The organism is Pseudomonas sp. SBT1-2 (genome assembly GCF_028640875.1).
Lineage (GTDB): Bacteria > Pseudomonadota > Gammaproteobacteria > Pseudomonadales > Pseudomonadaceae > Aquipseudomonas > Aquipseudomonas chlororaphis_I.
Map to the genome: position 1 here is coordinate 92,672 of NZ_JAQZAA010000082.1, position 21,988 is coordinate 114,659.

At 59.1% G+C, this 21,988-nt stretch carries 24 protein-coding genes and 4 tRNA genes; 7 read left to right on the plus strand and 21 right to left on the minus strand.

Annotation, left to right across the window (positions count from 1 at the left end):
- Positions 1–152 precede the first annotated feature (152 nt).
- Positions 153–608 (minus strand): hypothetical protein, encoded by a 456-nt coding sequence (locus tag PVZ78_RS15695; RefSeq protein WP_009048122.1) that lies wholly within the window; start codon positions 606–608, stop codon positions 153–155.
- A gap of 323 nt (positions 609–931) precedes the next feature.
- On the opposite strand from PVZ78_RS15695, the gene PVZ78_RS15700 reads away from it, so the two are divergent.
- The 3 genes from PVZ78_RS15700 to PVZ78_RS15710 all read left to right on the plus strand — a co-directional run bounded on the left by PVZ78_RS15700 (position 932) and on the right by PVZ78_RS15710 (position 3,191).
- Positions 932–2,020 (plus strand): asparaginase, encoded by a 1,089-nt coding sequence (locus tag PVZ78_RS15700; RefSeq protein WP_009048121.1) that lies wholly within the window; start codon positions 932–934, stop codon positions 2,018–2,020.
- Positions 2,021–2,254: 234 nt separating this feature from the next.
- The gene (locus PVZ78_RS15705) at positions 2,255–2,497 is read left to right on the plus strand and encodes a DUF1654 domain-containing protein (protein WP_009048120.1); all 243 of its coding nucleotides are present in this window, start codon (positions 2,255–2,257) and stop codon (positions 2,495–2,497) included.
- A 4-nt stretch (positions 2,498–2,501) separates the two neighbouring features.
- On the plus strand, positions 2,502–3,191 hold the full coding sequence (locus tag PVZ78_RS15710; RefSeq protein ID WP_009048119.1) for an endonuclease: 690 nt from the start codon (positions 2,502–2,504) through the stop codon (positions 3,189–3,191).
- A gap of 122 nt (positions 3,192–3,313) precedes the next feature.
- Here the strand turns inward: PVZ78_RS15710 and PVZ78_RS15715 are convergent, their stop codons facing one another.
- Positions 3,314–3,670, minus strand: a complete 357-nt coding sequence (locus PVZ78_RS15715) for an SPOR domain-containing protein (RefSeq protein WP_009048118.1) — start codon at positions 3,668–3,670, stop codon at positions 3,314–3,316.
- 267 nt (positions 3,671–3,937) lie between these two features.
- On the opposite strand from PVZ78_RS15715, the gene csrA reads away from it, so the two are divergent.
- Both csrA and PVZ78_RS15725 read left to right on the plus strand, forming a co-directional pair.
- On the plus strand, positions 3,938–4,132 hold the full coding sequence (csrA, locus tag PVZ78_RS15720) for a carbon storage regulator CsrA (protein WP_007920550.1): 195 nt from the start codon (positions 3,938–3,940) through the stop codon (positions 4,130–4,132).
- 344 nt (positions 4,133–4,476) lie between these two features.
- Positions 4,477–4,725: a hypothetical protein gene (locus tag PVZ78_RS15725; protein ID WP_009048117.1), complete on the plus strand. Its 249-nt coding sequence runs from the start codon at positions 4,477–4,479 to the stop codon at positions 4,723–4,725.
- 73 nt (positions 4,726–4,798) lie between these two features.
- On the opposite strand, the gene PVZ78_RS15730 is transcribed toward PVZ78_RS15725, so the two are convergent.
- The 7 genes from PVZ78_RS15730 to PVZ78_RS15760 form a co-directional block, all read right to left on the minus strand.
- On the minus strand, positions 4,799–5,260 hold the full coding sequence (locus tag PVZ78_RS15730; RefSeq protein WP_009048116.1) for a DUF2214 family protein: 462 nt from the start codon (positions 5,258–5,260) through the stop codon (positions 4,799–4,801).
- 133 nt (positions 5,261–5,393) lie between these two features.
- Complete coding sequence (locus tag PVZ78_RS15735; protein WP_016704902.1) at positions 5,394–6,857, minus strand: carbohydrate-binding protein; 1,464 nt, start codon at positions 6,855–6,857, stop codon at positions 5,394–5,396.
- A gap of 46 nt (positions 6,858–6,903) precedes the next feature.
- Complete coding sequence (locus PVZ78_RS15740) at positions 6,904–7,533, minus strand: lytic polysaccharide monooxygenase auxiliary activity family 9 protein (protein ID WP_009048114.1); 630 nt, start codon at positions 7,531–7,533, stop codon at positions 6,904–6,906.
- Positions 7,534–7,852: 319 nt separating this feature from the next.
- The gene (locus PVZ78_RS15745) at positions 7,853–8,203 is read right to left on the minus strand and encodes a hypothetical protein (RefSeq protein ID WP_009048113.1); all 351 of its coding nucleotides are present in this window, start codon (positions 8,201–8,203) and stop codon (positions 7,853–7,855) included.
- A 156-nt stretch (positions 8,204–8,359) separates the two neighbouring features.
- On the minus strand, positions 8,360–8,722 hold the full coding sequence (locus PVZ78_RS15750) for an NUDIX hydrolase (RefSeq protein ID WP_009048112.1): 363 nt from the start codon (positions 8,720–8,722) through the stop codon (positions 8,360–8,362).
- A 201-nt stretch (positions 8,723–8,923) separates the two neighbouring features.
- The gene (locus PVZ78_RS15755; RefSeq protein WP_169751701.1) at positions 8,924–9,400 is read right to left on the minus strand and encodes a DUF3757 domain-containing protein; all 477 of its coding nucleotides are present in this window, start codon (positions 9,398–9,400) and stop codon (positions 8,924–8,926) included.
- 468 nt (positions 9,401–9,868) lie between these two features.
- Positions 9,869–9,945 (minus strand) — tRNA-Val (locus tag PVZ78_RS15760).
- Between the two features lie 183 nt (positions 9,946–10,128).
- On the opposite strand from PVZ78_RS15760, the gene PVZ78_RS15765 reads away from it, so the two are divergent.
- The gene (locus tag PVZ78_RS15765; RefSeq protein ID WP_081362176.1) at positions 10,129–11,412 is read left to right on the plus strand and encodes an NAD(P)/FAD-dependent oxidoreductase; all 1,284 of its coding nucleotides are present in this window, start codon (positions 10,129–10,131) and stop codon (positions 11,410–11,412) included.
- A gap of 211 nt (positions 11,413–11,623) precedes the next feature.
- Here the strand turns inward: PVZ78_RS15765 and PVZ78_RS15770 are convergent.
- From PVZ78_RS15770 to truA, 12 genes are all read right to left on the minus strand, one after another.
- A tRNA-Asp gene (locus tag PVZ78_RS15770) sits at positions 11,624–11,700 on the minus strand.
- Between the two features lie 101 nt (positions 11,701–11,801).
- Positions 11,802–11,878 (minus strand) — tRNA-Asp (locus PVZ78_RS15775).
- Positions 11,879–11,937: 59 nt separating this feature from the next.
- Positions 11,938–12,013 (minus strand) — tRNA-Val (locus tag PVZ78_RS15780).
- A 159-nt stretch (positions 12,014–12,172) separates the two neighbouring features.
- A complete protein-coding gene (locus PVZ78_RS15785) occupies positions 12,173–12,940 on the minus strand; it encodes an SDR family oxidoreductase (protein ID WP_219733791.1) in 768 nt (255 codons plus the stop codon).
- A gap of 5 nt (positions 12,941–12,945) precedes the next feature.
- Positions 12,946–14,157 (minus strand): O-succinylhomoserine sulfhydrylase, encoded by a 1,212-nt coding sequence (locus PVZ78_RS15790; RefSeq protein ID WP_009048109.1) that lies wholly within the window; start codon positions 14,155–14,157, stop codon positions 12,946–12,948.
- Positions 14,158–14,190: 33 nt separating this feature from the next.
- Positions 14,191–15,696, minus strand: a complete 1,506-nt coding sequence (gene purF, locus PVZ78_RS15795) for an amidophosphoribosyltransferase (RefSeq protein WP_009048108.1) — start codon at positions 15,694–15,696, stop codon at positions 14,191–14,193.
- Positions 15,697–15,737: 41 nt separating this feature from the next.
- The gene (locus tag PVZ78_RS15800) at positions 15,738–16,295 is read right to left on the minus strand and encodes a CvpA family protein (protein ID WP_009048107.1); all 558 of its coding nucleotides are present in this window, start codon (positions 16,293–16,295) and stop codon (positions 15,738–15,740) included.
- A 98-nt stretch (positions 16,296–16,393) separates the two neighbouring features.
- Complete coding sequence (locus PVZ78_RS15805; protein WP_009048106.1) at positions 16,394–17,074, minus strand: SPOR domain-containing protein; 681 nt, start codon at positions 17,072–17,074, stop codon at positions 16,394–16,396.
- Positions 17,058–18,365, minus strand: coding sequence for a bifunctional tetrahydrofolate synthase/dihydrofolate synthase (folC, locus tag PVZ78_RS15810; RefSeq protein WP_273828933.1), 1,308 nt, complete (start codon positions 18,363–18,365; stop codon positions 17,058–17,060). The genes PVZ78_RS15805 and folC overlap by 17 nt, the downstream gene beginning before the upstream one ends.
- Positions 18,362–19,282: an acetyl-CoA carboxylase, carboxyltransferase subunit beta gene (gene accD, locus PVZ78_RS15815; RefSeq protein ID WP_007921980.1), complete on the minus strand. Its 921-nt coding sequence runs from the start codon at positions 19,280–19,282 to the stop codon at positions 18,362–18,364. Before accD ends, folC begins: the two co-directional genes overlap by 4 nt.
- A 268-nt stretch (positions 19,283–19,550) precedes the next feature.
- Complete coding sequence (locus PVZ78_RS15820) at positions 19,551–20,174, minus strand: phosphoribosylanthranilate isomerase (RefSeq protein WP_016704909.1); 624 nt, start codon at positions 20,172–20,174, stop codon at positions 19,551–19,553.
- A 64-nt stretch (positions 20,175–20,238) separates the two neighbouring features.
- Positions 20,239–21,063, minus strand: a complete 825-nt coding sequence (truA, locus tag PVZ78_RS15825) for a tRNA pseudouridine(38-40) synthase TruA (RefSeq protein ID WP_016704910.1) — start codon at positions 21,061–21,063, stop codon at positions 20,239–20,241.
- 230 nt (positions 21,064–21,293) lie between these two features.
- Between truA and PVZ78_RS15830 the strand changes: the two genes are divergently transcribed.
- On the plus strand, positions 21,294–21,953 hold the full coding sequence (locus tag PVZ78_RS15830) for a M24 family metallopeptidase (RefSeq protein WP_273828934.1): 660 nt from the start codon (positions 21,294–21,296) through the stop codon (positions 21,951–21,953).
- The last annotated feature ends 35 nt before the right edge of the window (positions 21,954–21,988 follow it).

Sequence of the window (21,988 nt, forward strand, 5' to 3'; positions counted from 1 at the left end):
GAGGCGGGTGTGACTCTTATTCGCCCAGGGCCTGCGCAAACGTTTGCGTAGAACGAACTATGCGAACCCTGCCGGGATTTGTCAACGGGAAAGCCAGCGCCCATGAGCACCGCGGAACGCCAGGACAGGCGCCCCGCCAAAACAACACGCAATCATGCGGTGGTGCTGACCAGCCCGCCCGCGCCCGACGAAGAGTCCTTGCTCAACTCCTTGACCAGGTTCCCCACCACTTCCTGCAACGCACCGCTGGTATCGGCGAGCTGGCCTTGAATCGCCATCACCACAGTCGCCTTGGCTTCCGGGGTCGGGTAGCTCGCCGCCTGGGCGGCGGCCAACTGCTGCTGTTGCTCCTGCAATTGCGCCTGCAGTTCTTTCATGCGCTTGAGCAGCATTTTTACCACCAGACTCTGATTGTCCCCTTCGGACTCTTGAGTCTCGGCCTTCTCGGCTTCGGCACCGGACGCCACCCGCAGCTTGCCGTCTTCGTCCAGCCCCAGGGCTTGTGCAGCGTTATCGGCGGCGCCCTGGCTCAGAGCATCGATAGTGGCCGGCGATTTACCGTTGATGGTGATGGCCCCGGCAGCAGGGAAACCGACAGAAATAGACATGTGAGCTCCATAAAGAAACGATCCTTGAAGGGCATCGGCTGCAAGGACCAGCTCTTTAATTCAGGGTTTTCCTCATGCCAATCAGAACTGTCGGACAACCGAACGCGAATCTTCCGACTATTCGGAAAACCGGACAGCAAAACGTCCCGTGCATCCGGTAAATAAAAATAAATTGATATAAATCATTAAGTTAAAAGAGTTTTGCGACCACAGTCCGGCTGGTACAGATCCTGCTCTTCCTTTTCGCCCGCGGCATTCAGATCTGTCTCGGGTGTATCTAGATGAACCTGCACCAGCACCGTCTCACTACTAGAGAGAAAATAATGAAATCTGCTTTCAACACCCTTGTTCCGGGCGCCTTGGCCCTCCTCTTGCTCCTTCCGACTGCATTGCAGGCCAAGGAAGTCGAAACCCAACAGAAGCTGGCCAACGTGGTCGTGCTCGCTACCGGCGGCACCATTGCCGGCGCCGGCGCCAGTGCCGCCAACAGCGCCACCTATCAGGCCGCCAAAGTCGGCATCGAGCAGTTGATCGCCGGGATCCCCGAGCTGAGCCAGGTCGCCAATGTGCGCGGCGAACAGGTCATGCAGATCGCCTCTGAAAGCATCACCAACGAAAACCTGCTGCAACTGGGCCGTCGTGTCGCCGAGCTGGCCGACAGCAAGGACGTCGATGGCATCGTCATCACCCACGGCACCGATACCCTGGAAGAAACCGCGTACTTCCTGAACCTGGTGGAAAAGACCGACAAGCCCATCGTAGTGGTCGGCTCCATGCGTCCGGGTACCGCCATGTCCGCCGACGGCATGCTCAACCTGTACAACGCCGTCGCCGTGGCCGGTAGCAAGGAAGCCCATGGCAAGGGCGTGCTGGTCACCATGAACGACGAGATCCAGTCGGGTCGCGACGTCAGTAAAATGATCAATATCAAGACCGAAGCCTTCAAGAGCCCATGGGGCCCGCTGGGCATGGTGGTGGAAGGCAAGTCCTACTGGTTCCGCCTGCCGGCCAAGCGTCACACCTCGGGTTCGGAATTCGATATCAAGACCATCAAGAGCCTGCCTGACGTAGAAATCGCCTATGGCTATGGCAACGTCAGCGACACCGCCTACAAGGCCCTGGCCCAGTCCGGCGCCAAAGCCATCATCCACGCCGGTACCGGCAATGGCTCGGTGTCTTCCCGCGTAGTGCCTGCCCTGCAAGAGCTGCGCAAGAATGGCGTGCAAATCATTCGTTCGTCCCACGTCAATGCCGGCGGCTTCGTACTGCGCAACGCGGAACAGCCTGACGACAAATACGACTGGGTCGTGGCCAACGACCTGAACCCGCAGAAAGCCCGCATCCTGGCCATGGTCGCCCTGACCAAGACCCAGGACAGCAAGGAACTGCAGCGGATGTTCTGGGAATACTGATTGACCCGCCCGACCTGCTCAGGTCGGGCACTGCTCTACCCCGCACTCGCCCGCCCCGGGTGAGCGCTCCGCCCCAGTTGGCCGGCTCTCTTCCTTTCCCGCCGATAAAAAACTCAATCGTTTTGCAGTAATCCGCGGATATCGCTGTCAGAAGAACTTCTTGAATTTTAAGCGGTTGCGAAATTTCCTACAGTAAAATACTGTACGCGCATACAGCTTAATAAGGAATGTTCCGTGCCCGCCGCAGCAACTACCCCACCAAGCTCTTATGAACGCCTCGGTTTGCGCGTTCAGAAAATCATCAATTCGCCCAACGCGCAAAAAGCCAAAGCCGCCCTGATCTTCCGTCAGCCCGACGAGGTGGTCGACGAGTGGGAGCGCCTGCTCGAAGAAATCGCCGAAAACGACAACGTCACCCTCGCCTATCGCGATGACGGCGGTGTGCAGATTTTCTGGGTCGTGCCGAAGGAAGACTGAGTCGATGAGTGTCCGCTGTTTTGCTGTACTGCTGTTTTGTGTTGCCCTGAATGCCCACGCCGATGCACCCCGCACCTTCAACGAAGCGAAGAAAATCGCCTGGAAGCTGTACGCCCCGCAATCCACCGAGTTCTACTGCGGCTGCAAGTACAGCGGCAATCGGGTCAACCTCGCCGCCTGCGGTTACGTACCACGCAAGAATGCCAACCGCGCCGCGCGCATCGAGTGGGAACACATAGTTCCTGCCTGGCAGATCGGCCATCAGCGCCAATGCTGGCAGCAAGGCGGGCGCAAGAACTGCACCCGCCACGACCCGATCTATCAACGCGCCGAAGCCGACCTGCACAACCTGGTGCCGAGCATCGGCGAGGTCAACGGCGACCGTAACAACTTCAGCTTCGGGTGGCTGCCGGCGCAGTCCGGCCAGTACGGCTCATGCCTGACCCAGGTCGACTTCAAGGCCAAGAAGGTCATGCCGCGCCCGTCCATTCGCGGCATGATCGCCAGGACCTACTTTTATATGAGCAAGCAGTACAACCTGCGCCTGTCGAAACAGGATCGCCAGTTGTACGAAGCCTGGAACAAGACCTATCCGGTACAACCCTGGGAGCGCCAGCGCAATCAGAGCGTGGCCTGTGTGATGGGGCGCGGCAACGAGTTCGTCGGCCCGGTCAACCTGAAGGCCTGCGGCTGATTCCGTCCGGATTACCGATAAACACCTGGGGCATGGACAGCCCCTTCAAGATGACTGAGCGCCGACCAGGCCGGTCGCTCAACGTCGCTGCGACGACCTGGCCTGGCACTCAGAAGAACGGCTTACTGCGCGACGCGGTGCTCGATCACTTGCGGTTCGATATTGCGCTTCTTGGCCTTGGTCAGCTTTTCGACCAGCTCGGTTTTCTTGGCTTCGGCTTCGGCCTGGGAATCGAACGGGCCGATCAGCACCCGATCCTTGCCCTCTTCGACGACGACATAGGAAACGATCCCGTGCTCGATCAGCCAGCCAGCCAGATCGCTCGTCGCCTGAGGCAGGGTGCCGGCGACCAGCACATCCCATTGCGGTTTCGTGGCGGCCTGCGGCGGCTGTGCCTGGACGACCGGCGCCACCTTCTTGTCGACCTCGACCTTCTTGCCCTCACCGCATCCCGCCAATGCCAGGACCGCCATCATCATCGCTACTGTGCGCACAACCTACCCCTTGAAAGTCTGAGGCGGCGATTTTAGCACCCCAATCCCCTGCGCAAACGCCACAAAATCAGCGCAAAACAAGGAGAATGATATTTATCGCCTCTGTATAGTTGCAGCTCGGGAATTAATACCGCGTCTGCGCGTCAGAAAGAGGCACCCACACAGTGGTACTTCGCAGTAATCTATACGCACTACTACCGACATCTGCACTGTCTGAATCAGGTGCCCTACAAAGCAATCAAGGAGAAGATCATGCTGATACTCACCCGCAAAGTCGGTGAAAGCATAAATATCGGTGACGACATCACGATCACCATTCTGGGCGTGAGCGGCCAGCAAGTCCGGATTGGCATCAATGCCCCGAAAGACGTCGCAGTCCATCGCGAAGAAATCTACCAACGGATCCAAGCCGGCCTCACCGCCCCGGACAAACGCGAAACACCTTGAGCGTCATGAGCGGCCAGCCCTTTGTCTCATCACAATGGCTGGCGCAGCGTCGTCGTTGATTGATTCCCCCGCAGCACACTCCCCTCTTCAAATGGCAGCGGCGCAGTTCAGGCCGCCAGCGCCAGCCCTGGCAAAGTGCGTTACCCAAGCCCTCCACCGATAGCGCTCCATCCCGGCAATCTGTCGATACGACTCGGCCGGGAGAAAGCCCTCCCTCGTTTTTGTATAAATACTCAGTAGCGTGGCAACGAGCAGGAGGAGTAATTTCAAGACCTACCGCCTCCGCGAGCCTGCCGAGGCTCCCCCTTGCCACCGGCAGACGCTTTACGAACAAGGAGCGGTCAATGCAAGAGTTCGCTTACCTTCTGATCACCAACGACCTGAATGCAATGCGCACCATTGCCGCCTGCTCGACGGAGGGGCTCTACGAAGTCAAACGCGGAATATTCACCTTCCGCTCCCAGGCCAACGTCGACTACCTGCACCGTGCGCTGGCCATCGTCAGCGACGAGTTCGGCATCATTCCTGTGCAGCAGGCCGAGTTCAAAACCAACCGGGCCACCATCAGCAAGGCTTTCAGCCAACTCTGCTAGCGCGCGGCGCTCGGTGATGTACAACAACCCACATCGAGCCAAAGCACACTCGACTCGCTGCTCCTTCCTCACCTCATGGCTGGCTGAACATGACCCCACGCGCCATGCCGCTGGCCGCCACCACCAGCAGCACGATCAACAGCGCCTGCAGATGGCTGATGCGCGCAAACAGCGTGGCGCGGCCGGTATCGATCGAGGTGCCGCGCCCGAGGGCGATTCGCCATTTGATCAACGTCACCATCGGCAATATTTCGAGCAACAGGATGATGATGAACAAGGTCATCTTGATGTGAAACAGCGGCTGGTGCAGGTAGTAATCCGTACCTTTTTCGTAGCCGGCAAAAGCCCGCAGTAAACCGGTGATCAACAACACCGCGGCAGCCAGCCCCCAGCCGTTATCGGCCAGCAGAGCCCGGCGCACGTCCGCCCCCTCGGTGACCACGCGACGCAACGCCGTACCACGATTGAGCACCGCCGCAAAGGCGACAGCAAAGGCCAACAGGTGTACAGCCGCGAGAAACCAGTGCATGAGCATCGCTCCACTCTCCATTGACGGATGACAAAAAACAGCCTGTGAGTATTAGTTCATAACCCGCAGCTTTGCCCTGCTCTACGTACAACAAAAAGGCGCCCGTCATGGGGCGCCTTTGTACCGCTTCCTCCACCGTTCACGCACGCCGCTGAATCGCCACCTTGGCCCAAAGGGTAAAGGCGACATCCGGGGTCCAGCCGGCATTCGAGGTGTGCTCCTGGAAGCACAGATACAGATTGCCCTGGTAGGTCACACCGTCATCTTTGCGATAGTGATGATTCAGTTGCCATTCCGGATATTGCGGGTCAGGTACCCCGCCGGCAGTCTTGATACTCAGGTTAGTGCTCGGCAGCGACTGATTACCCTGGGTATCCGTGGCGCTGACAAAGTAGCTGTACAGCGTATCGGTTTTCAGACCTTCGTCCTTCAGGGTCAGCGAGGCCGTCTGGGCCACCGGCTTGCCATCGCGGAACAGGGTGTAGAACTCGATCGGACGAACCCCGTGGGCAGCACTCCAGCTCAAGGTCACGCTGTTCTCCGTCTGTGCCGGAGAAACCAGGTTGCCCGGCGCCGAAGGTCGCTCCTCGCCGCTGCCGCCATGGATCAGCGGCGCATAACGATCACGGAACTCCCAGTTGTAACGGACGCCGTACCTGTTGATGCCGTTATCCCAGTTGACCGACCAGGTCATCAGCCCCTTGATCGACAAGCCGGCACGATCCAGACGCTTGAAGGCGTTGCTCACCGCCGCGGGGTCAATGACATACCCGCTCGCCGCTGCGTCGACGTTGGCCGGCAGACCGATCACGAACTTGTCGGCAGGGATGGCGATATAGCCACGCGTACCGGTGACCAGGCTCTCGGTCAGATAAAACAGAAAGTCTTCCTTCAGCGCGTCGTCATTCTGGGCTATCCAGACCCCCTTCCCGCCGTTGGCTTCCTGGACCCACAGACCGTCGCCGCCCTGGTTGTAGTACTGCGGCGCGATGAAATCGTAGTAGCCATCCAGCGCCTGGATGTAACCGACATACTTGCCGCCGGTGACGAGGTAGGGAAACTCTGGCGCCATGCTGATGATGAAATGCTTGCCCTCACCTGCGTAGTGATCCTTCACCAGCTTGAGCGCCGCCGGCAGCACAGTCTTGTTGTCGGCAAAATCGATGGCGCTCTGTTCCAGGTCGATGTCCAGCCCGTCGAAACCATAGACCTCCACCAGACGAATGATTTCGTTGGCCAGCGCTTGCTCGTTGCCCTTGTGCAACTCGATATGAGCATCCGCACCGCCAAGGGAAATCAACACCGCACGCCCCTGGCTGTTGAGCACGCCAACCTGGCGCCGGAACTCCTCATCCGACAGGTTGTAGGGCTTGAAGGTGGGAATGCCGTTGCCTTTCATGAAGGCCACGGCCACCACGTTGTATTCCTTGGGTACATCCACCAGGTCGAGATTGGCGAACTGCCCCTGCTGGTAACCGTCACTGGGGCCTGCCGGCCAGTTGTGCCAGAAACCCATGAGAATCTTCTTGCCAGCGATCGACGGCATCAACGATGCCGAATCATTCAGCTGAGTCTTTACCGATGCAAAGTTGATCTTGTTCACGTTCTAATCCTTCAGAACCATTTAAAGAGAGTGACAACTTCTGCTGTTATTTGAAGTCGACGTCGAATGCCTGATAGAACGCATTGCCGGTGTTGGCGACAATCCACGCCAGCACAATCACGTGATGGCCTCTCTTGCTCCTGGGCAGGGTCACTTGATGTTCGACCTTGGCTTTCATTTCATCGCCATGCTGGTCATACGGAACTTGTGTGTAGAAGTCCTTGAAGAAAGCCTGCGGCTCCAGTTGTGCACGGCTGATACGCTGTTTCGGATCCCAGCCATCCTTGGTGATGAACCAGCTGTAACCGCGGGTCACATGAGGGGCGGTGTACTCCCACTTGACCTGGAACACCTGCCCCGGGTCGACGTTGAGCAACGGCCAGGAGAACGCACGGCCAAGCTTCTTCGACATTTCTTCATTGGTGAAGTTGAGGCAGTCACGCTCGTCGGTCTTGCCGCCGCTGAGGATATGCCCATCAGCCGGTGGCACAACGCTGGCGACATCGCTCTCGTATGGTTTCTGGAAAGGTCCACCCACCAGGTCCGGGAAGTTTTTGCCACCTTCCATCTCGTTGACCTGCCAGGTGCCGAGCAGCCCCAGCTCGACGGCGACAGCGCCACGACTGGAGGGGGACACGACACGCCCGTGTTTCAGTTGAACTAATGGTTTATTCATGATGCTTCACTCCATTGATCAAATAAAACTCCTTCTTGAGGAGAACTTTTAAGCTAGTCCAAATCAGTGTTTTGTCTACTGACTCCCACACACAGAGCTCCGAGCCAATTGTCGCACCTCAACAAAGGCGGGACATCAGAAAATAATTACAGCGCAAACCTACAGAGAGAAAGGCAAATAACTTACACAATTAAATAAGAGAACAACTAGCTTTGTGTTAACTAACCGTTCAGGACAAGCAATGAATATCCCCAAGAAAGCATAAACCCGACAAAAGCCGGGTTCATGATCTGCTTACTGGATAATGCTCAGAAAGGAATTACAGGCAGGTCGCCAATGCTGCCAGTCTACGCTTGGCAACCCAATTGTCCTGGGTCGCGTAATAACTGACAGTGGTACCCGAAGCCTGCCCCCGAATATCGGCAAAGGACTCCGCCGAACGGGTATAGACCGTGTATCCACCCACCTTGGCAGACTCCAGGTAGGCCGACGCATCCACACCGAACACAGCTTCGTCCTGCCAGGCAAACTGCACGCACTGCGCCACGACCTGCTCCGCCTTGGCCGACGAGAGCACCTTGTAGGGGCTCTTCGAACGCGCCTCATTCATCACCGAGCCGGCACACCCCGCCAGCAACGCCGCGATCATTACCGCCATCAACACCCGCATCATGCTACCTCGCCGTGAAAACGCGACTGTACCACTCACATGGCAAGCGATTGGCACTCGGCCGCGAGAAAACTGCTCGCCAATCATTTCGCCCACTGGCTGCAAAAGCAAAAGCCCGCACAAGGCGGGCTTCTTCATGAATCGATAACACCTCGGTTAAAGGCGGCGTAAAAACGAACTCACAATACTTTTGGTGGCGGCCGTTGCATCCAGCTCGCTGGCAGCCCCATAGGCATGCCAGGCGACGGCCGCAATTTCATTCAAGGGACGGGCATCCCCGGCATTGGTCACGGCCACCTCGAACACGTGATGCCGCACATTGCCGGCTTCGAACTCCAGGATGTAAAGAGGCTCACTGGCATCCAACCCTGTCTCTTCCCGCAACTCACGTAGCGCGGCAGCGGCGAGAGACTCCCCAGGCTCGACCTTGCCACCCGGTAAAGACCATTTGGAGCGATCCTTGCGAACAAAAAGAATGTGCCCTCCGTGTGCACAAATAACCGTCGCTCTGCTCTTCATACCTGCACCCTACCCGACCACGCCCTGCCCGCATTGCACAGGGAACGTACATACAGACCGCAATCGACTTAAAAGTGTCACAAAAATGTCATGAAATACGTAAGCATTAAGGATGCCAAGAAGACAACGGCATTGCCTGGAGGGAGCAAGCATGTCGGCGACTCGAAGAACGGCAAAGCCTACCCATACAAACAGAGACATTTACCTCAAGTAAAAACTGCATGCATCTCTATAGGTATCAGTGCATTCCAGGATCGTGGATGAGGAGAAGTCTCGGGACTCTTTCCATGACAACGAGTTCCCAATCCACATGACCTGCTTGTAATTGCTGCCGAGATCAAGATGCATGTTCAAATATCTACCCCCGGAGGTCACGTAGATACAGTTATTTATAAAGCCAACTTTATCGACACCTTGGTGAGTCAGTACAAAATAGCTTTTCTCGAAGTTGGTAACGGCTTCCATGACACCATCAACCAACACACCTACCCATTCAGCACCCTCACTCTTGGCTGGCGCGCTAAAAACCCCCATCTCGCCCTTGATATCTCGTGGTGAAGGGCATGACTCCTGGTCACCCGACCAATCAGGGATATTGAAGTAATTGCTACCGGGCGCGGCATGCACGAATGTAAACAGCTGTGAACACAGCAACATCCAACCCAACAATCTCAACACGTTCCATTCCCTCATAAATATCAGAGGGAAAGTTCTATCAGCTAGGACAATTTTAGAATGTAGGACGATTCCTAAAGTATTAGATTCTTCTCTTAAGACCAGCGGTCTCCACGCCGACGCACTTGACCGTGGTGGTCAGCAGAACAGGGATGCCGCACATACGTATGACCACATTCCAGCCGGTGAGCACCCTGCTCTTCATGAGATTCATGCCTGAGGAGCATTGCTGTACGAACAGCAGAAATTCCCACAGGAATATATCCAGCCCCTGATGGCCATGCCGACGAGAAGATGACAGGACACTATCAGGAGAGGCGCACCAAAAAAGAGTTCGCGTACCTGGAGACGGGTGCCGATTTGGCCTTTTGAGTGGGAGGGTTTTGCAAAGGCTTTGAAAACCGCAGGCAACAAAAAAGGGCCCACCTTTCGGTGAGCCCTTTCAGACCGCCCAGCAGAGCGGATTTTGTTTGGTAGGCGCGATTGGACTCGAACCAACGACCCCCACCATGTCAAGGTGGTGCTCTAACCAACTGAGCTACGTGCCTGCTGTGAGGCGGCATTCTACGGAATTCCGGAGGGGTGTCAACACCTTTTTTGCAGCTAACCCTCTGAATATGCGAATTTTTATTTTTTGAGTCTGCCAAGAAGATTTTTCGATGGCTGGTAGGCGTTTTTCAACTCAGGTAGGATCCACGCAATCGTCAAGAATATTAAACAGAGGTTGCAGGATGGCGAACACTCCTTACCCACAGTCGTATTACGCAGCGTCAGCCAACGCTGCTCCAGCCCGCCCGCTGCTGCAAGATGATGTGGAAACCGATGTCTGCGTGATCGGTGCCGGCTACACCGGCCTCTCCAGCGCCCTGTTCCTGCTTGAGAACGGTTTTAAAGTCACCGTCCTGGAAGCGGCCAGGGTTGGCTTCGGCGCTTCCGGGCGTAACGGTGGGCAGATCGTCAACAGCTATAGCCGCGACATTGATGTGATTGAACGCAGTGTCGGCCCCAAGCAGGCTCAATTGCTTGGCCAGATGGCCTTCGAAGGCGGCAGGATCATTCGTGAGCGGGTCGCCAAGTATCAAATCCAGTGCGACTTGAAGGATGGCGGAGTGTTCGCCGCCATCACCAGCAAGCAGATGGGCCACCTGGAGTCGCAAAAGCGCCTGTGGGAGCGCTACGGCCACACCCAACTGGAATTGCTGGATCAGCGTCGCATTCGCGAAGTCGTCGCCTGTGACCTGTATCAGGGCGGCATGCTCGACATGAGCGGCGGGCATATCCATCCACTCAATCTTGCACTGGGTGAAGCGGCGGCCGTGGAGTCCCTGGGCGGTGTTATCTACGAGCAATCCCCTGCAGTGCGCATCGAACGCGGCGCCAATCCGGTGATACATACCCCACAAGGCAAAGTCAGGGCCAAGTTCGTCATAGTCGCGGGCAACGCCTACCTGGGCAACCTGGTGCCGGAACTGGCCGCCAAATCGATGCCATGCGGCACCCAGGTCATCACCACCGAACCATTGGGCGATGAGCTGGCAAAAAGTCTTCTCCCCCAGGACTACTGTGTCGAGGACTGCAACTATCTGCTGGATTACTACCGCCTTTCTGCCGACAAGCGCCTTATCTTTGGCGGCGGCGTGGTGTACGGCGCTCGCGACCCGGCAAATATCGAAGCCATCATCCGACCGAAGATGCTCAAGGCCTTCCCGCAACTCAAGGATGTGAAGATCGACTACGCCTGGACCGGCAACTTCCTGCTGACCCTGTCGCGCCTGCCGCAAGTCGGACGCCTAGGCGACAACATCTACTACTCCCAGGGCTGCAGTGGCCATGGCGTCACCTACACCCACTTGGCGGGCAAGGTACTGGCAGAGGCCCTGCGCGGCCAGGCAGAGCGTTTTGACGCCTTTGCCGAGCTACCGCACTACCCCTTCCCTGGCGGCCAGCTGTTGCGCACTCCATTCACTGCAATGGGCGCCTGGTATTACAGCCTGCGGGACAAGCTGGGGTTCTGATAACCCTGCCCCTCTCCAGATAAAAAACCGCCCATAAGGCGGTTTTTTTTGAGCTTTGCAGAGGGGAAATATCGACTGCCTGAACGGCACAGAAAAAGCGGATTCCGAAAACAAAAAAACCTGGTCTTTCGACCAGGGTCTTTGCTATCGATCCGAAGAGCCTATGGCTCCTTCGTCACCTGAGGGCGTTCAGTGCCCCCTCAAGTAGATATGGCGCAGCGGACGGGACTCGAACCCGCGACCCCCGGCGTGACAGGCCGGTATTCTAACCGACTGAACTACCGCTGCGTATCGCTTGGACTTGCGTCCATGTGAACCGTTTAAATCGTCTGACTGGAAAGCTTCGAGGCTTTTCAATCTCAGAGCAGGAATCCCTGATCTGGAAAATATGGCGCAGCGGACGGGACTCGAACCCGCGACCCCCGGCGTGACAGGCCGGTATTCTAACCGACTGAACTACCGCTGCGCGTCGGTTGGACGCTTCCGTGGAAGCCTCCGCCTTTCTTTCGAAAGACACTCAAGAAGTGGTGGGTGATGACGGGATCGAACCGCCGACCCTCTGCTTGTAAGGCAGATGCTCTCCCGGCTGAGCTAATCACCCTTTGCTTCGTTGAGGCCGCGAAATTTACGCAGATACCGATGCTAAGTCAATACCCTGCTTGAAGTTTTTCTGAAAAAGACAAAATCACGACAATGCCTGCAGAAGGGATCAACAACGCCGGCGACCTCAAGCCGCGCTCGCTGCGCCCTTCACATGCCATCAATCGCGATAAATCATTTTCTTGCTCATGCCGCCGTCGACCACGAACTCCTGGCCAGTGACAAAACCGGAGTTCTTCGACAACAGCCACGCCACCATCGCCGCCACATCTTCGACCGTCCCTACCCTGCCTGCCGGATGCTGGGCATGATCGGCATCGCTCAAAGGTTCGGCCCGACGCGCCGCCGGATCCCGCGCATCGATCCAGCCAGGACTGACCGCATTGACCCGAATCTCCGGCCCCAGACTCATGGCTAATGCATGGGTCAAGGCCAGCAGGCCGCCCTTGCTCGCCGCATAGGCTTCAGTGTCGGGTTCCGACTGCCGGGCGCGGGTAGATGCCAGGTTGACGATGGCTCCGCCATGAGCGCGCAAATACGGCGCACAATGCTTGGCCAGGAGCATCGGACCGCTGAGGTTCACCGCCAGTACCCGATTCCAGTAAGCCAGGTCGAGGCTTTCCAGGGTGATGTTGCGTGGATCGGCGACCGCCGCATTGCACACCAGCGCATCGAGGCGCCCGAACTGCCCCAGCACTTCGGCGACCCCCAGCGCGACCTGCGCTTCATCCGCCACATCCATGCCAATGAACCAGGCGCTGTCACCCAGGACCTTGGCCACCTGGGAGCCGCGCACGCGGTCCAGATCGGTCAACACCACCTGCCAGCCCTCGCTGATCAGCCAGGCGGCAATGCCCAGGCCGATACCGCGTGCCGCGCCAGTCACCAGCGCGACGCGGCCGTTGGCAATGCTCTGCTGTTCGGACAACTCGATCACAAGGCTGCCAAGCCGCGCGCCAGATCGGCTTGCAGGTCCACCACATCCTCAAGGCCGACAGCGATACGAATCAGGCTGTCACGAATGCCCGCCGCTTCACGCTCTTGCGGCGCCAGACGGCCGTGAGAGGTGGTGCTCGGGTGAGTGATGGTGGTCTTGCTATCGCCCAGGTTGGCGGTAATGGAGATCAGGCGAGTGGCGTCGATAAAACGCCAGGCCCCTTCCTTGCCACCCTTGACCTCGAAGCTCACCACCGCACCGAAACCACGCTGCTGACGCTTGGCCAGCTCGTATTGCGGATGGCTTGGCAGACCGGCGTAGTGCACTTTCTCGATGCCGTCCTGCTGCTCCAGCCATTCGGCCAGGGCCTGGGCGTTGGCACAATGGGCGCGCATACGCAGGTTGAGGGTTTCGAGGCCCTTGAGGAAGATCCAGGCGTTGAACGGACTCAGGGTCGGCCCCGCGGTACGCAGGAAACCCACCACTTCTTTCATTTGTTCGCTGCGGCCAGCCACCACACCGCCCATGCAACGACCCTGGCCGTCGATGAACTTGGTTGCCGAGTGCACCACCACGTCCGCGCCCAGCTTCAGCGGCTGCTGCAGTGCCGGGGTGCAGAAACAGTTGTCGACCACCAGCATCGCGCCCTTGGCGTGAGCCACTTCGGACAGCGCAGCGATATCCACCAGCTCGGCGAGCGGGTTGGACGGCGACTCAACGAACAGCAACTTGGTATTGGCCTTGATTGCCGCATCCCAGCCGGACAAGTCCGCCAGGGGCACGTAATCGACCTCGATACCGAAGCGTTTGAAATACTTTTCGAACAGGCTGATGGTCGAACCAAACACACTGCGCGAAACCAATACATGATCGCCCGCGCTGCACAAACTCATGACCACCGAGAGAATGGCCGCCATGCCGGTGGCCGTGGCCACGGCCTGCTCGGCGCCCTCCAGGGCGGCGATGCGCTCTTCGAACGCTCGCACGGTCGGGTTGGTGTAGCGGGAATAGACATTGCCCGGCACCTCGCCGGCAAACCGCGCGGCCGCATCGGCGGCCGTACGGAACACGTAGCTGGAGGTGAAGAACATCGGATCACCGTGCTCCCCTTCCGGGGTACGGTGTTGGCCGGCGCGCACGGCCAGGGTATCGAAAGCTACGCCATCAAGGTCGCTGTCCAGCCGACCGGCATCCCAATCCTGACTCATGCCGCCTACTCCTTATGTCTTTAGTGCTCTAAATCAGTTGTTGTACAGATCGATGATCGCACTGACCGCCTGGGTCTTGGCCTTGGAGGCATCGTTACGTGCGTTTTCGATCTTGTTCAGGTAGGCCTCGTCGACGTCGCCGGTGACATACTTGCCATCGAATACCGCGCAGTCGAAGCTCTCGATCTTGATCTTGCCGCCACCGACCGCTTCGATCAGGTCAGGCAGATCCTGGTAGATCAGCCAGTCGGCGCCGATCAGATCGGCCACATCCTGAGTCGAACGATTGTGGGCGATCAGCTCGTGAGCGCTCGGCATGTCGATGCCGTATACGTTCGGGAAACGCACGGCAGGCGCCGCGGAGCAGAAGTAGACGTTCTTCGCACCGGCTTCACGGGCCATCTGGATGATCTGCTTGCAGGTGGTGCCGCGAACGATCGAGTCATCCACCAGCATCACGTTCTTGCCACGGAATTCCAGCTCGATGGCATTGAGTTTCTGGCGCACGGATTTTTTCCGCGCAGCCTGGCCCGGCATGATGAAGGTCCGGCCGATGTAGCGGTTCTTCACGAAGCCTTCGCGGAACTTGACGCCCAGGTGGTTCGCCAGCTCCAGCGCTGCGGTGCGGCTGGTATCCGGAATCGGGATGACCACGTCGATATCGTGATCCGGACGCTCGCGCAGGATCTTCTCGGCCAGCTTCTCACCCATGCGCAGGCGTGCCTTGTACACCGACACACCGTCGATGATCGAGTCCGGACGCGCCAGGTAGACGTGTTCGAAGATGCATGGAGTCAGTTTCGGATTGGTCGCGCACTGGCGGGTGTGCAGCTTGCCGTCTTCAGTGATGTAGACCGCTTCGCCCGGCGCCAGGTCGCGGATCAGGGTGAAACCCAGCACATCCAGGGACACGCTTTCGGAGGCGATCATGTACTCGACGCCTTCGTCGGTGTGACGCTGACCGAAAACGATCGGGCGAATACCGTGAGGGTCGCGGAAACCGACGATGCCATAACCAGTGACCATAGCCACTACCGCATAACCGCCAACACAACGGTTGTGCACGTCGGTCACGGCGGCGAACACGTCTTCTTCGGTCGGTTGCAGCTTGCCGCGCTGGGCCAGCTCGTGAGCGAAGACGTTGAGCAGGACTTCCGAATCGGAATTGGTGTTGACGTGGCGCAAGTCAGATTCGTAGATCTCCTTGGCCAGCTGTTCAACGTTGGTCAGGTTACCGTTATGCGCCAAAGTAATGCCGTAAGGCGAGTTGACGTAAAACGGTTGAGCTTCGGCCGAAGTCGAGCTGCCAGCGGTCGGATAACGCACATGGCCAATACCCATGTGACCGACCAGGCGCTGCATGTGCCGTTGATGGAAAACGTCACGGACCAGGCCGTTGTCCTTGCGCAGGAATAACCGGCCATCATGGCTGGTCACGATACCGGCAGCGTCCTGGCCGCGGTGCTGGAGGACGGTTAGCGCGTCATACAGCGCCTGATTGACGTTCGACTTACCGACGATACCGACGATGCCACACATGCGACGCAACCCCTACTTAATGAAACTGAACTGAACACATCTTACTGAGGCGTTTTGGCCGGTAAGAGTTGTTCCTTGAACGGTATTTCAGCGGGTACGCTGATACCGCTGGCCAGCCACTGACTGCTCCACCCCAATATGAGGTTTTTTGACCAGTCTGCAACCAATAGAAATTGTGGCACCAGTCGCGACTGCTGCCACCAGGAATCCTGTTGTACCGGCCCCAGGCTCAATAGCCCGACTGCCACGACCACCAGCAACGCGCCACGCGCCGCGCCGAAGGCCATGCCCAGGAATCGATCGGTCCCGGATAGCCCGGTGACGCGAACCAATTCGCCGATAAGATAATTGATCATTGCGCCCACGATTAAAGTGGCGACAAACATGATGGCACAGCCCGCGATCACGCGAGCAGAGGGAGTCTCGATGTATCCGCCGAGGTATTCGGACAGAGAGCCACCAAACATCCAGGCAACGACTCCTGCGACGATCCAGGTAAGCAGCGACAGCGCTTCTTTGACGAAGCCGCGGCTCAAACTGATCAAAGCGGAGATGGCGATGATTGCAACGATCGCCCAGTCAACCCAGGTAAATGGCACAGTGCAGCCTACAGACGGATAAGGCGGCGCATTTTAACAGAGCGCATGGCCGTCGGTAAGCTGCGATTCACTGTGCTTTGCAAATCAAGGCGATAGCCTTAACCGCGTTCAGGCTGGAAGCGCACGACAAAACCCTTGAGGTTCTGCTGACGGCTCAGCAAATCGCGCAGGCGGTCTGCCTCGGCCCGCTCGATCAACGGACCGACGAATACCCGGTTCTTGCCATCGGCGGAACGGATATAGGCGTTGTAACCCTGGCTGCGCAAGGTTTTCTGCAGGTTTTCAGCACTTTCCCGACTGGACAGGCTGGCCAGTTGCACCGACCAACTGACCGACAGGCCATTCGCATCGACACGGCTTGGGGTCGCATCGGGCTTGGCTGGCGCCGCGGCAATCGGCTGGGCCGGAGCCGGCTTGGGCGCGGGTGCAGGCGGTGGAGCCACTGGCTTGCTCGCAGCGACTGGCGGCGGCGCCGGAGTCGGGGCTGGAGCTGAAACAGGGGCACTTGGAGCAATCGGCATCGAAGGCGCGGCCTGCTGGGCCACCTCTTCATCGGTGGGTACCGGCTCTTGTGGCAACGCCTGTGGCTCGGGCACCGCCACAGGCTCGACCTGGATCTGGGTTACCGCGGGGGCCTGAGGTGCTGCCGGCGCCTCGACATTGACATGCCGCTGCTCATCTTCGCGGGAAAACAGCATCGGCAGGAAAATCACCGCCAACGCCACCAGAACCAGGGCCCCAACCATTCGCTGCTTGTAGACGTTATCCAGCATAGCCATGTGCAGCTTCCTCCGTGGAGCGCCGAGCGAGCCACTCGAGCGCCTCGGCAACACAATAAAAAGATCCGAACAGCAGAATCTCGTCTTCGGCCGTAGCCTGCGCACACTGCCCTTCCAAGGCAGCGGCGACACTCTCGTGAGACGTTACCGAAGCCCCAAGGTTCTCCAGTGCCGCCTGCAAATCCGCAACGGGACGCGCGCGGGCAGAATCCAGCGGCGCCACCGCCCAATGCTCGACACAGGCATCCAGACGGGCAACCACGCCCTCCAGATCCTTGTCCGCCAACAGGCCGAATACCGCCAGGCGCTTGCCCGCCACAGGTCGACGCATCAGGCGTTCAGCCAGATACTCCGCCGCATGGGGATTGTGCCCGACATCCAGCAACAGGTTCAGGCGCTTGCCCTGCCATTCGAGCTGACGGCGATCCAGGCGCCCGACCACTCGCGTCTGCCGCAAGGCTTCGGCGATGCGCTCGGCCTGCCAAGGCAGCCCCAGCAGCAAATAGGCCTGCAAGGCCAGCGCAGCGTTCTCCATGGGCAGATCGAGCAGCGGCAGATCCCGCAACTCGACGGCATTGCCCTGCGCATCGAGACCACGCCACTGCCAGTTCGCCTCGGTAATCCCCAGGTCGAAATCACGACCGCGCAGGAAGAACGGGCAGCTCAGCTCACGCGCCTTATCCAGCAGGGGTTGAGGGGGATTCAGGTCACCACAGAGCGCAGGCGCGCCCTGGCGGAAAATGCCGGCCTTCTCGAAGGCCACGGATTCACGGGTGTCGCCCAGGTAATCGGCATGGTCGACGCCGATACTGGTGACCAGCGCCAGATCGGCATCCACCAGGTTGACCGCATCCAGGCGCCCGCCCAGGCCGACTTCCAGCACCACCGCATCGAGACCGGCGCGCTGGAACAGCCAGAAGGCCGCCAAAGTGCCCATCTCGAAATAGGTCAGGGAAATTTCACCGCGCCCGGCCTCGACCGCGACAAAGGCCTCGCACAGCGAGGCATCGCTGGCTTCGACGCCATCGATCTGCACGCGCTCGTTGTAGCGCAACAGATGGGGAGAATTGTAGACACCGACCTTCAGCCCCTGGGCTCGCAGCAAGGACGCCACGAACGCACAGGTAGAACCCTTGCCGTTGGTACCGGTCACCGTGATGACCCGAGGCGCCAGCCTGCCCAATCCCATGCGGGACGCTACTTCTTGCGAGCGCTCCAGCCCCATGTCGATGGCTGACGGATGCAACTGCTCAAGGTAGGCAAGCCAGTCGCCAAGGGTACGTTCGGTCATATATTTGCAGGCACCGGTGGCACCACGATCGCTTCGACGGGCGCAGCCACGAACTCAGGCGTCGGCAGGCCCATCAGCTGAGCCAGCAGGTTGCCCAGGCGCGGACGCAGCTCCTGACGCGGGATAATCATGTCGATGGCGCCATGCTCCAGCAGGAACTCGCTGCGCTGGAAACCTTCCGGCAGTTTTTCACGCACGGTCTGCTCGATCACGCGCGGGCCGGCGAAACCGACCAGGGCCTTGGGCTCGGCGACAATCACGTCACCCAGCATCGCCAGACTGGCGGAAACGCCACCGTAGACCGGGTCGGTCAGCACGGAAATGAATGGCAGCCCTTCTTCACGCAGACGCGCCAGCACCGCGGAGGTCTTGGCCATTTGCATCAGTGAGATCAGCGCTTCCTGCATCCGAGCACCACCGGAAGCGGAGAAGCAGACCATCGGGCAACGCTTTTCCAGCGCGTAGTTGGCAGCACGCACAAAACGCTCGCCGACGATGGCGCCCATGGAACCGCCCATGAAGGAGAATTCGAACGCCGATACCACCACCGGCATCCCCAGCAGGGTACCGCTCATGGAAATCAGCGCGTCCTTTTCACCGGTCTGCTTCTGGGCCGCGGTCAGGCGATCCTTGTACTTCTTGCCGTCGCGAAACTTCAGACGGTCTACCGGCTCCAGGTCGGCACCCAGTTCGGCACGGCCTTCAGCGTCGAGGAAAATGTCGATGCGGGCGCGAGCGCCGATGCGCATGTGATGGTTGCACTTGGGGCAAACGTCCAGGGTCTTTTCCAGCTCCGGACGATACAGCACCGCCTCGCAGGATGGGCACTTGTGCCACAGACCTTCAGGCACCGAGCTTTTCTTCACCTCGGAACGCATGATCGAAGGGATCAGTTTGTCTACTAACCAGTTGCTCATGCTTTCTTTCTCCAGTACCGGCGGCCCGAACGCTCTGGTTCGCGGCCCCGCGTATGCCCTTGAGCTAAATTCATGTGTGCGGCGATGATCTGTTCGCTACCGCGGTCAGCGCGAGCTTGACCTGCCTGTACCGAACGGCTCCTCAGCCATCCCGGCAACCCCCGGATAGAGCGGTTGCCACTTCGATTTCGGCCCGCCCAGCGACGGTGCCGGCCTGTTTTGTACAGTGGTGTTATGGACGGCGGCAGACTGCCAGCCGTCACATCGACTAACAGCTGCCGCGAACGGCCTGCATAAATGCGCGAATCTTTGCGTGATCCTTGATGCCCTTGCTCTGCTCCACCCCGCCACTGACGTCCACCGCGTAGGGGCGAACCTGCGCTATCGCCTGGCCGACATTCTCGGCAGTCAAACCACCGGCCAGGATGATCGGCTTGCTCAAGCCTTGCGGTACCAGTGACCAGTCGAAGGCTTCACCGGTTCCACCGGGCACGCCCTCGACATAGGTATCGAGCAGAATGCCGCTGGCCCGCGCATATGCTGCGCAACTGCCGGCAATATCGTCGCCGGCCTTGACTCGCAGCGCCTTGATGTAGGGCCGGTGATAGCCCTCGCAGTCCGCCGGCGTTTCATCGCCATGAAACTGCAACAGGTCCAGCGGTACTGCATCGAGGATCTCGCCCAGCTCGCAGCGGCTGGCATTGACGAACAGGCCCACGGTGGTCACGAACGGCGGCAGCGCGGCAATGATTGCCCGCGCCTGCTGGACGCTTACCGCCCGCGGGCTCTTGGCGTAGAACACCAGCCCGATGGCATCGGCCCCGGCCTCGACCGCCGCCAGCGCATCCTCAATGCGGGTAATCCCACAAATTTTGCTGCGAACGGCTGACATGTCGTTTAAACCTCAGGGCAAATCCGGGGAAAGTCCCGGATGGTAGCAAATGCTTTTCCGGGCGTCAGCCGTCAAGTTCCGAGAAGCCGGTGAGGAAATGTGGCCCGATGTATCGCTCGGGCAATTCGAACTCATCGTGGTACTCGACCTGCACCAGATACAGCCCGAAAGGATGCGCCGTCACCCCGCCCGTGCGGCGAATCCGGCTCTCCAGCACTTCCCTGGCCCACTCGACCGGACGCTCGCCCGCGCCGATGGTCATCAGCACCCCGGCGATATTGCGCACCATGTGATGCAGGAACGCGCTGGCGCGGATATCCAGGACAATCATCTTGCCGTGCCGGGTGACCCGCAGATGGTGGATTTCCTTGATCGGCGACTTGGCCTGGCACTGCCCGGCGCGGAATGCGCTGAAATCATGGGTGCCCACCAGATGCTGGGCAGCCTCGGCCATCCGCTCGACATCCAGCGGGCGGTGGTTCCAGGTGATTTCCTCGTTCAGGTGCGCCGGACGGATCTGGTCGTTGTAGATCACGTAGCGATAGCGGCGGGCAATCGCCTTGAACCGCGCATGAAAATGCGCCGGCATGACCTTGGCCCAGCTCACACTGATGTCGTGGGGCAGGTTGATATTGGCCCCCATCACCCACGCCTTCATCGAACGCTCGGCCTGGGTATCGAAGTGCACCACTTGCCCGCAGGCGTGCACGCCGGCGTCGGTACGCCCGGCGCAAGACAGCAGCACCGGCGAATCCGCCACCCGGGACAGCGCCTTTTCGAGGGTTTCCTGGACACTCGGGACACCGGAAGCCTGACGCTGCCAGCCGCGATAACGCGAGCCCTTGTATTCGACACCCAACGCGATTCTGAAAAAGCCTGCGGCCGCCATTTCGGCGGCCGCGTTATCTATATTTGCCAAGAACTTACAGCCTGCTGATATGCGCAAAGGCGGCCATTATAAGGCGCGCGCAGACAGACGCCATGCGCGGCCCGCTTTTAGTTGAGGTTTGCCGATTATGCGCCGGCGGGCGTAAACAGGATTGCGTGAAAACCGGGACCAACGCTATATAGACAAATATATAGCGATAAGCATAAATCCACTCGACCGGGACCTGACCAATGACCGCCATCAACAAGGAGGCCGTGGGCCTCGCCTATACCCTGCAGGGCATGCTTCACGCCAAGCACAAGACCTGGGAAGCCATCACCCAGATAGCCGCACGCATCCGGCCAGGCATGCTCGAGTCCCAGGCTCGCGCGCTGGGGCTGGAGGTGCTTGCAGAGCTGGGCATGGACAGGATCTGGCATCCGGCGCTGGTGCGTTTTGGCGCAAACACCCTGAAGACCTTCAAGCAACGCTCCGAAGGCGATCCGGTACTGGGCGACAATGACATCTTCTTTATCGACCTGGGGGTGGTCTGGAACTGCCACGAAGGCGATTGCGGCGCGACCTTCGTCATTGGCAACGATCCCGAGATGCAAGCCTGCGCCGCAGCAGCCCAAACCCTGTTCGAACGGGTCCGCGATCACTGGAGCGAGCACAAGGTGGCCGGCCCCGCCCTGTATCGCTATGCCGAAGAACAGGCGAGCGCCATGGGCTGGGTGCTGAATCTGGAGATCAAGGGCCACCGGGTCAGCGACTTCCCCCATGCCATTTATCGAGCGGGCGACCTGGGCAACTTCGAGGCGTGCCCCAACGTCGGCCTGTGGATTCTGGAAATCCAGATCGCCCACCCTGCCCGGTCGTTCGGCGCCTTCTACGAAGACCTGTTGGCCTGACAGCACAAGCACTGTCATTGACCCGGAAACAAAAA

What these genes read in the sequence shown, in the direction of transcription:
- PVZ78_RS15695 (WP_009048122.1), bottom strand. Translation starts at nt 608, where the DNA reads ATGTCTATTTCTGTCGGTTTCCCTGCTGCCGGGGCCATCACCATCAAC.
- PVZ78_RS15700 (WP_009048121.1), top strand. Translation starts at nt 932, where the DNA reads ATGAAATCTGCTTTCAACACCCTTGTTCCGGGCGCCTTGGCCCTCCTC.
- PVZ78_RS15710 (WP_009048119.1), top strand. Translation starts at nt 2,502, where the DNA reads ATGAGTGTCCGCTGTTTTGCTGTACTGCTGTTTTGTGTTGCCCTGAAT.
- PVZ78_RS15715 (WP_009048118.1), bottom strand. Translation starts at nt 3,670, where the DNA reads ATGATGATGGCGGTCCTGGCATTGGCGGGATGCGGTGAGGGCAAGAAG.
- csrA (WP_007920550.1), top strand. Translation starts at nt 3,938, where the DNA reads ATGCTGATACTCACCCGCAAAGTCGGTGAAAGCATAAATATCGGTGAC.
- PVZ78_RS15725 (WP_009048117.1), top strand. Translation starts at nt 4,477, where the DNA reads ATGCAAGAGTTCGCTTACCTTCTGATCACCAACGACCTGAATGCAATG.
- PVZ78_RS15730 (WP_009048116.1), bottom strand. Translation starts at nt 5,260, where the DNA reads ATGCTCATGCACTGGTTTCTCGCGGCTGTACACCTGTTGGCCTTTGCT.
- PVZ78_RS15740 (WP_009048114.1), bottom strand. Translation starts at nt 7,533, where the DNA reads ATGAATAAACCATTAGTTCAACTGAAACACGGGCGTGTCGTGTCCCCC.
- PVZ78_RS15745 (WP_009048113.1), bottom strand. Translation starts at nt 8,203, where the DNA reads ATGCGGGTGTTGATGGCGGTAATGATCGCGGCGTTGCTGGCGGGGTGT.
- PVZ78_RS15750 (WP_009048112.1), bottom strand. Translation starts at nt 8,722, where the DNA reads ATGAAGAGCAGAGCGACGGTTATTTGTGCACACGGAGGGCACATTCTT.
- PVZ78_RS15765 (WP_081362176.1), top strand. Translation starts at nt 10,129, where the DNA reads ATGGCGAACACTCCTTACCCACAGTCGTATTACGCAGCGTCAGCCAAC.
- PVZ78_RS15790 (WP_009048109.1), bottom strand. Translation starts at nt 14,157, where the DNA reads ATGAGTCAGGATTGGGATGCCGGTCGGCTGGACAGCGACCTTGATGGC.
- purF (WP_009048108.1), bottom strand. Translation starts at nt 15,696, where the DNA reads ATGTGTGGCATCGTCGGTATCGTCGGTAAGTCGAACGTCAATCAGGCG.
- PVZ78_RS15805 (WP_009048106.1), bottom strand. Translation starts at nt 17,074, where the DNA reads ATGGCTATGCTGGATAACGTCTACAAGCAGCGAATGGTTGGGGCCCTG.
- folC (WP_273828933.1), bottom strand. Translation starts at nt 18,365, where the DNA reads ATGACCGAACGTACCCTTGGCGACTGGCTTGCCTACCTTGAGCAGTTG.
- accD (WP_007921980.1), bottom strand. Translation starts at nt 19,282, where the DNA reads ATGAGCAACTGGTTAGTAGACAAACTGATCCCTTCGATCATGCGTTCC.
- PVZ78_RS15820 (WP_016704909.1), bottom strand. Translation starts at nt 20,174, where the DNA reads ATGTCAGCCGTTCGCAGCAAAATTTGTGGGATTACCCGCATTGAGGAT.
- truA (WP_016704910.1), bottom strand. Translation starts at nt 21,063, where the DNA reads ATGGCGGCCGCAGGCTTTTTCAGAATCGCGTTGGGTGTCGAATACAAG.
- PVZ78_RS15830 (WP_273828934.1), top strand. Translation starts at nt 21,294, where the DNA reads ATGACCGCCATCAACAAGGAGGCCGTGGGCCTCGCCTATACCCTGCAG.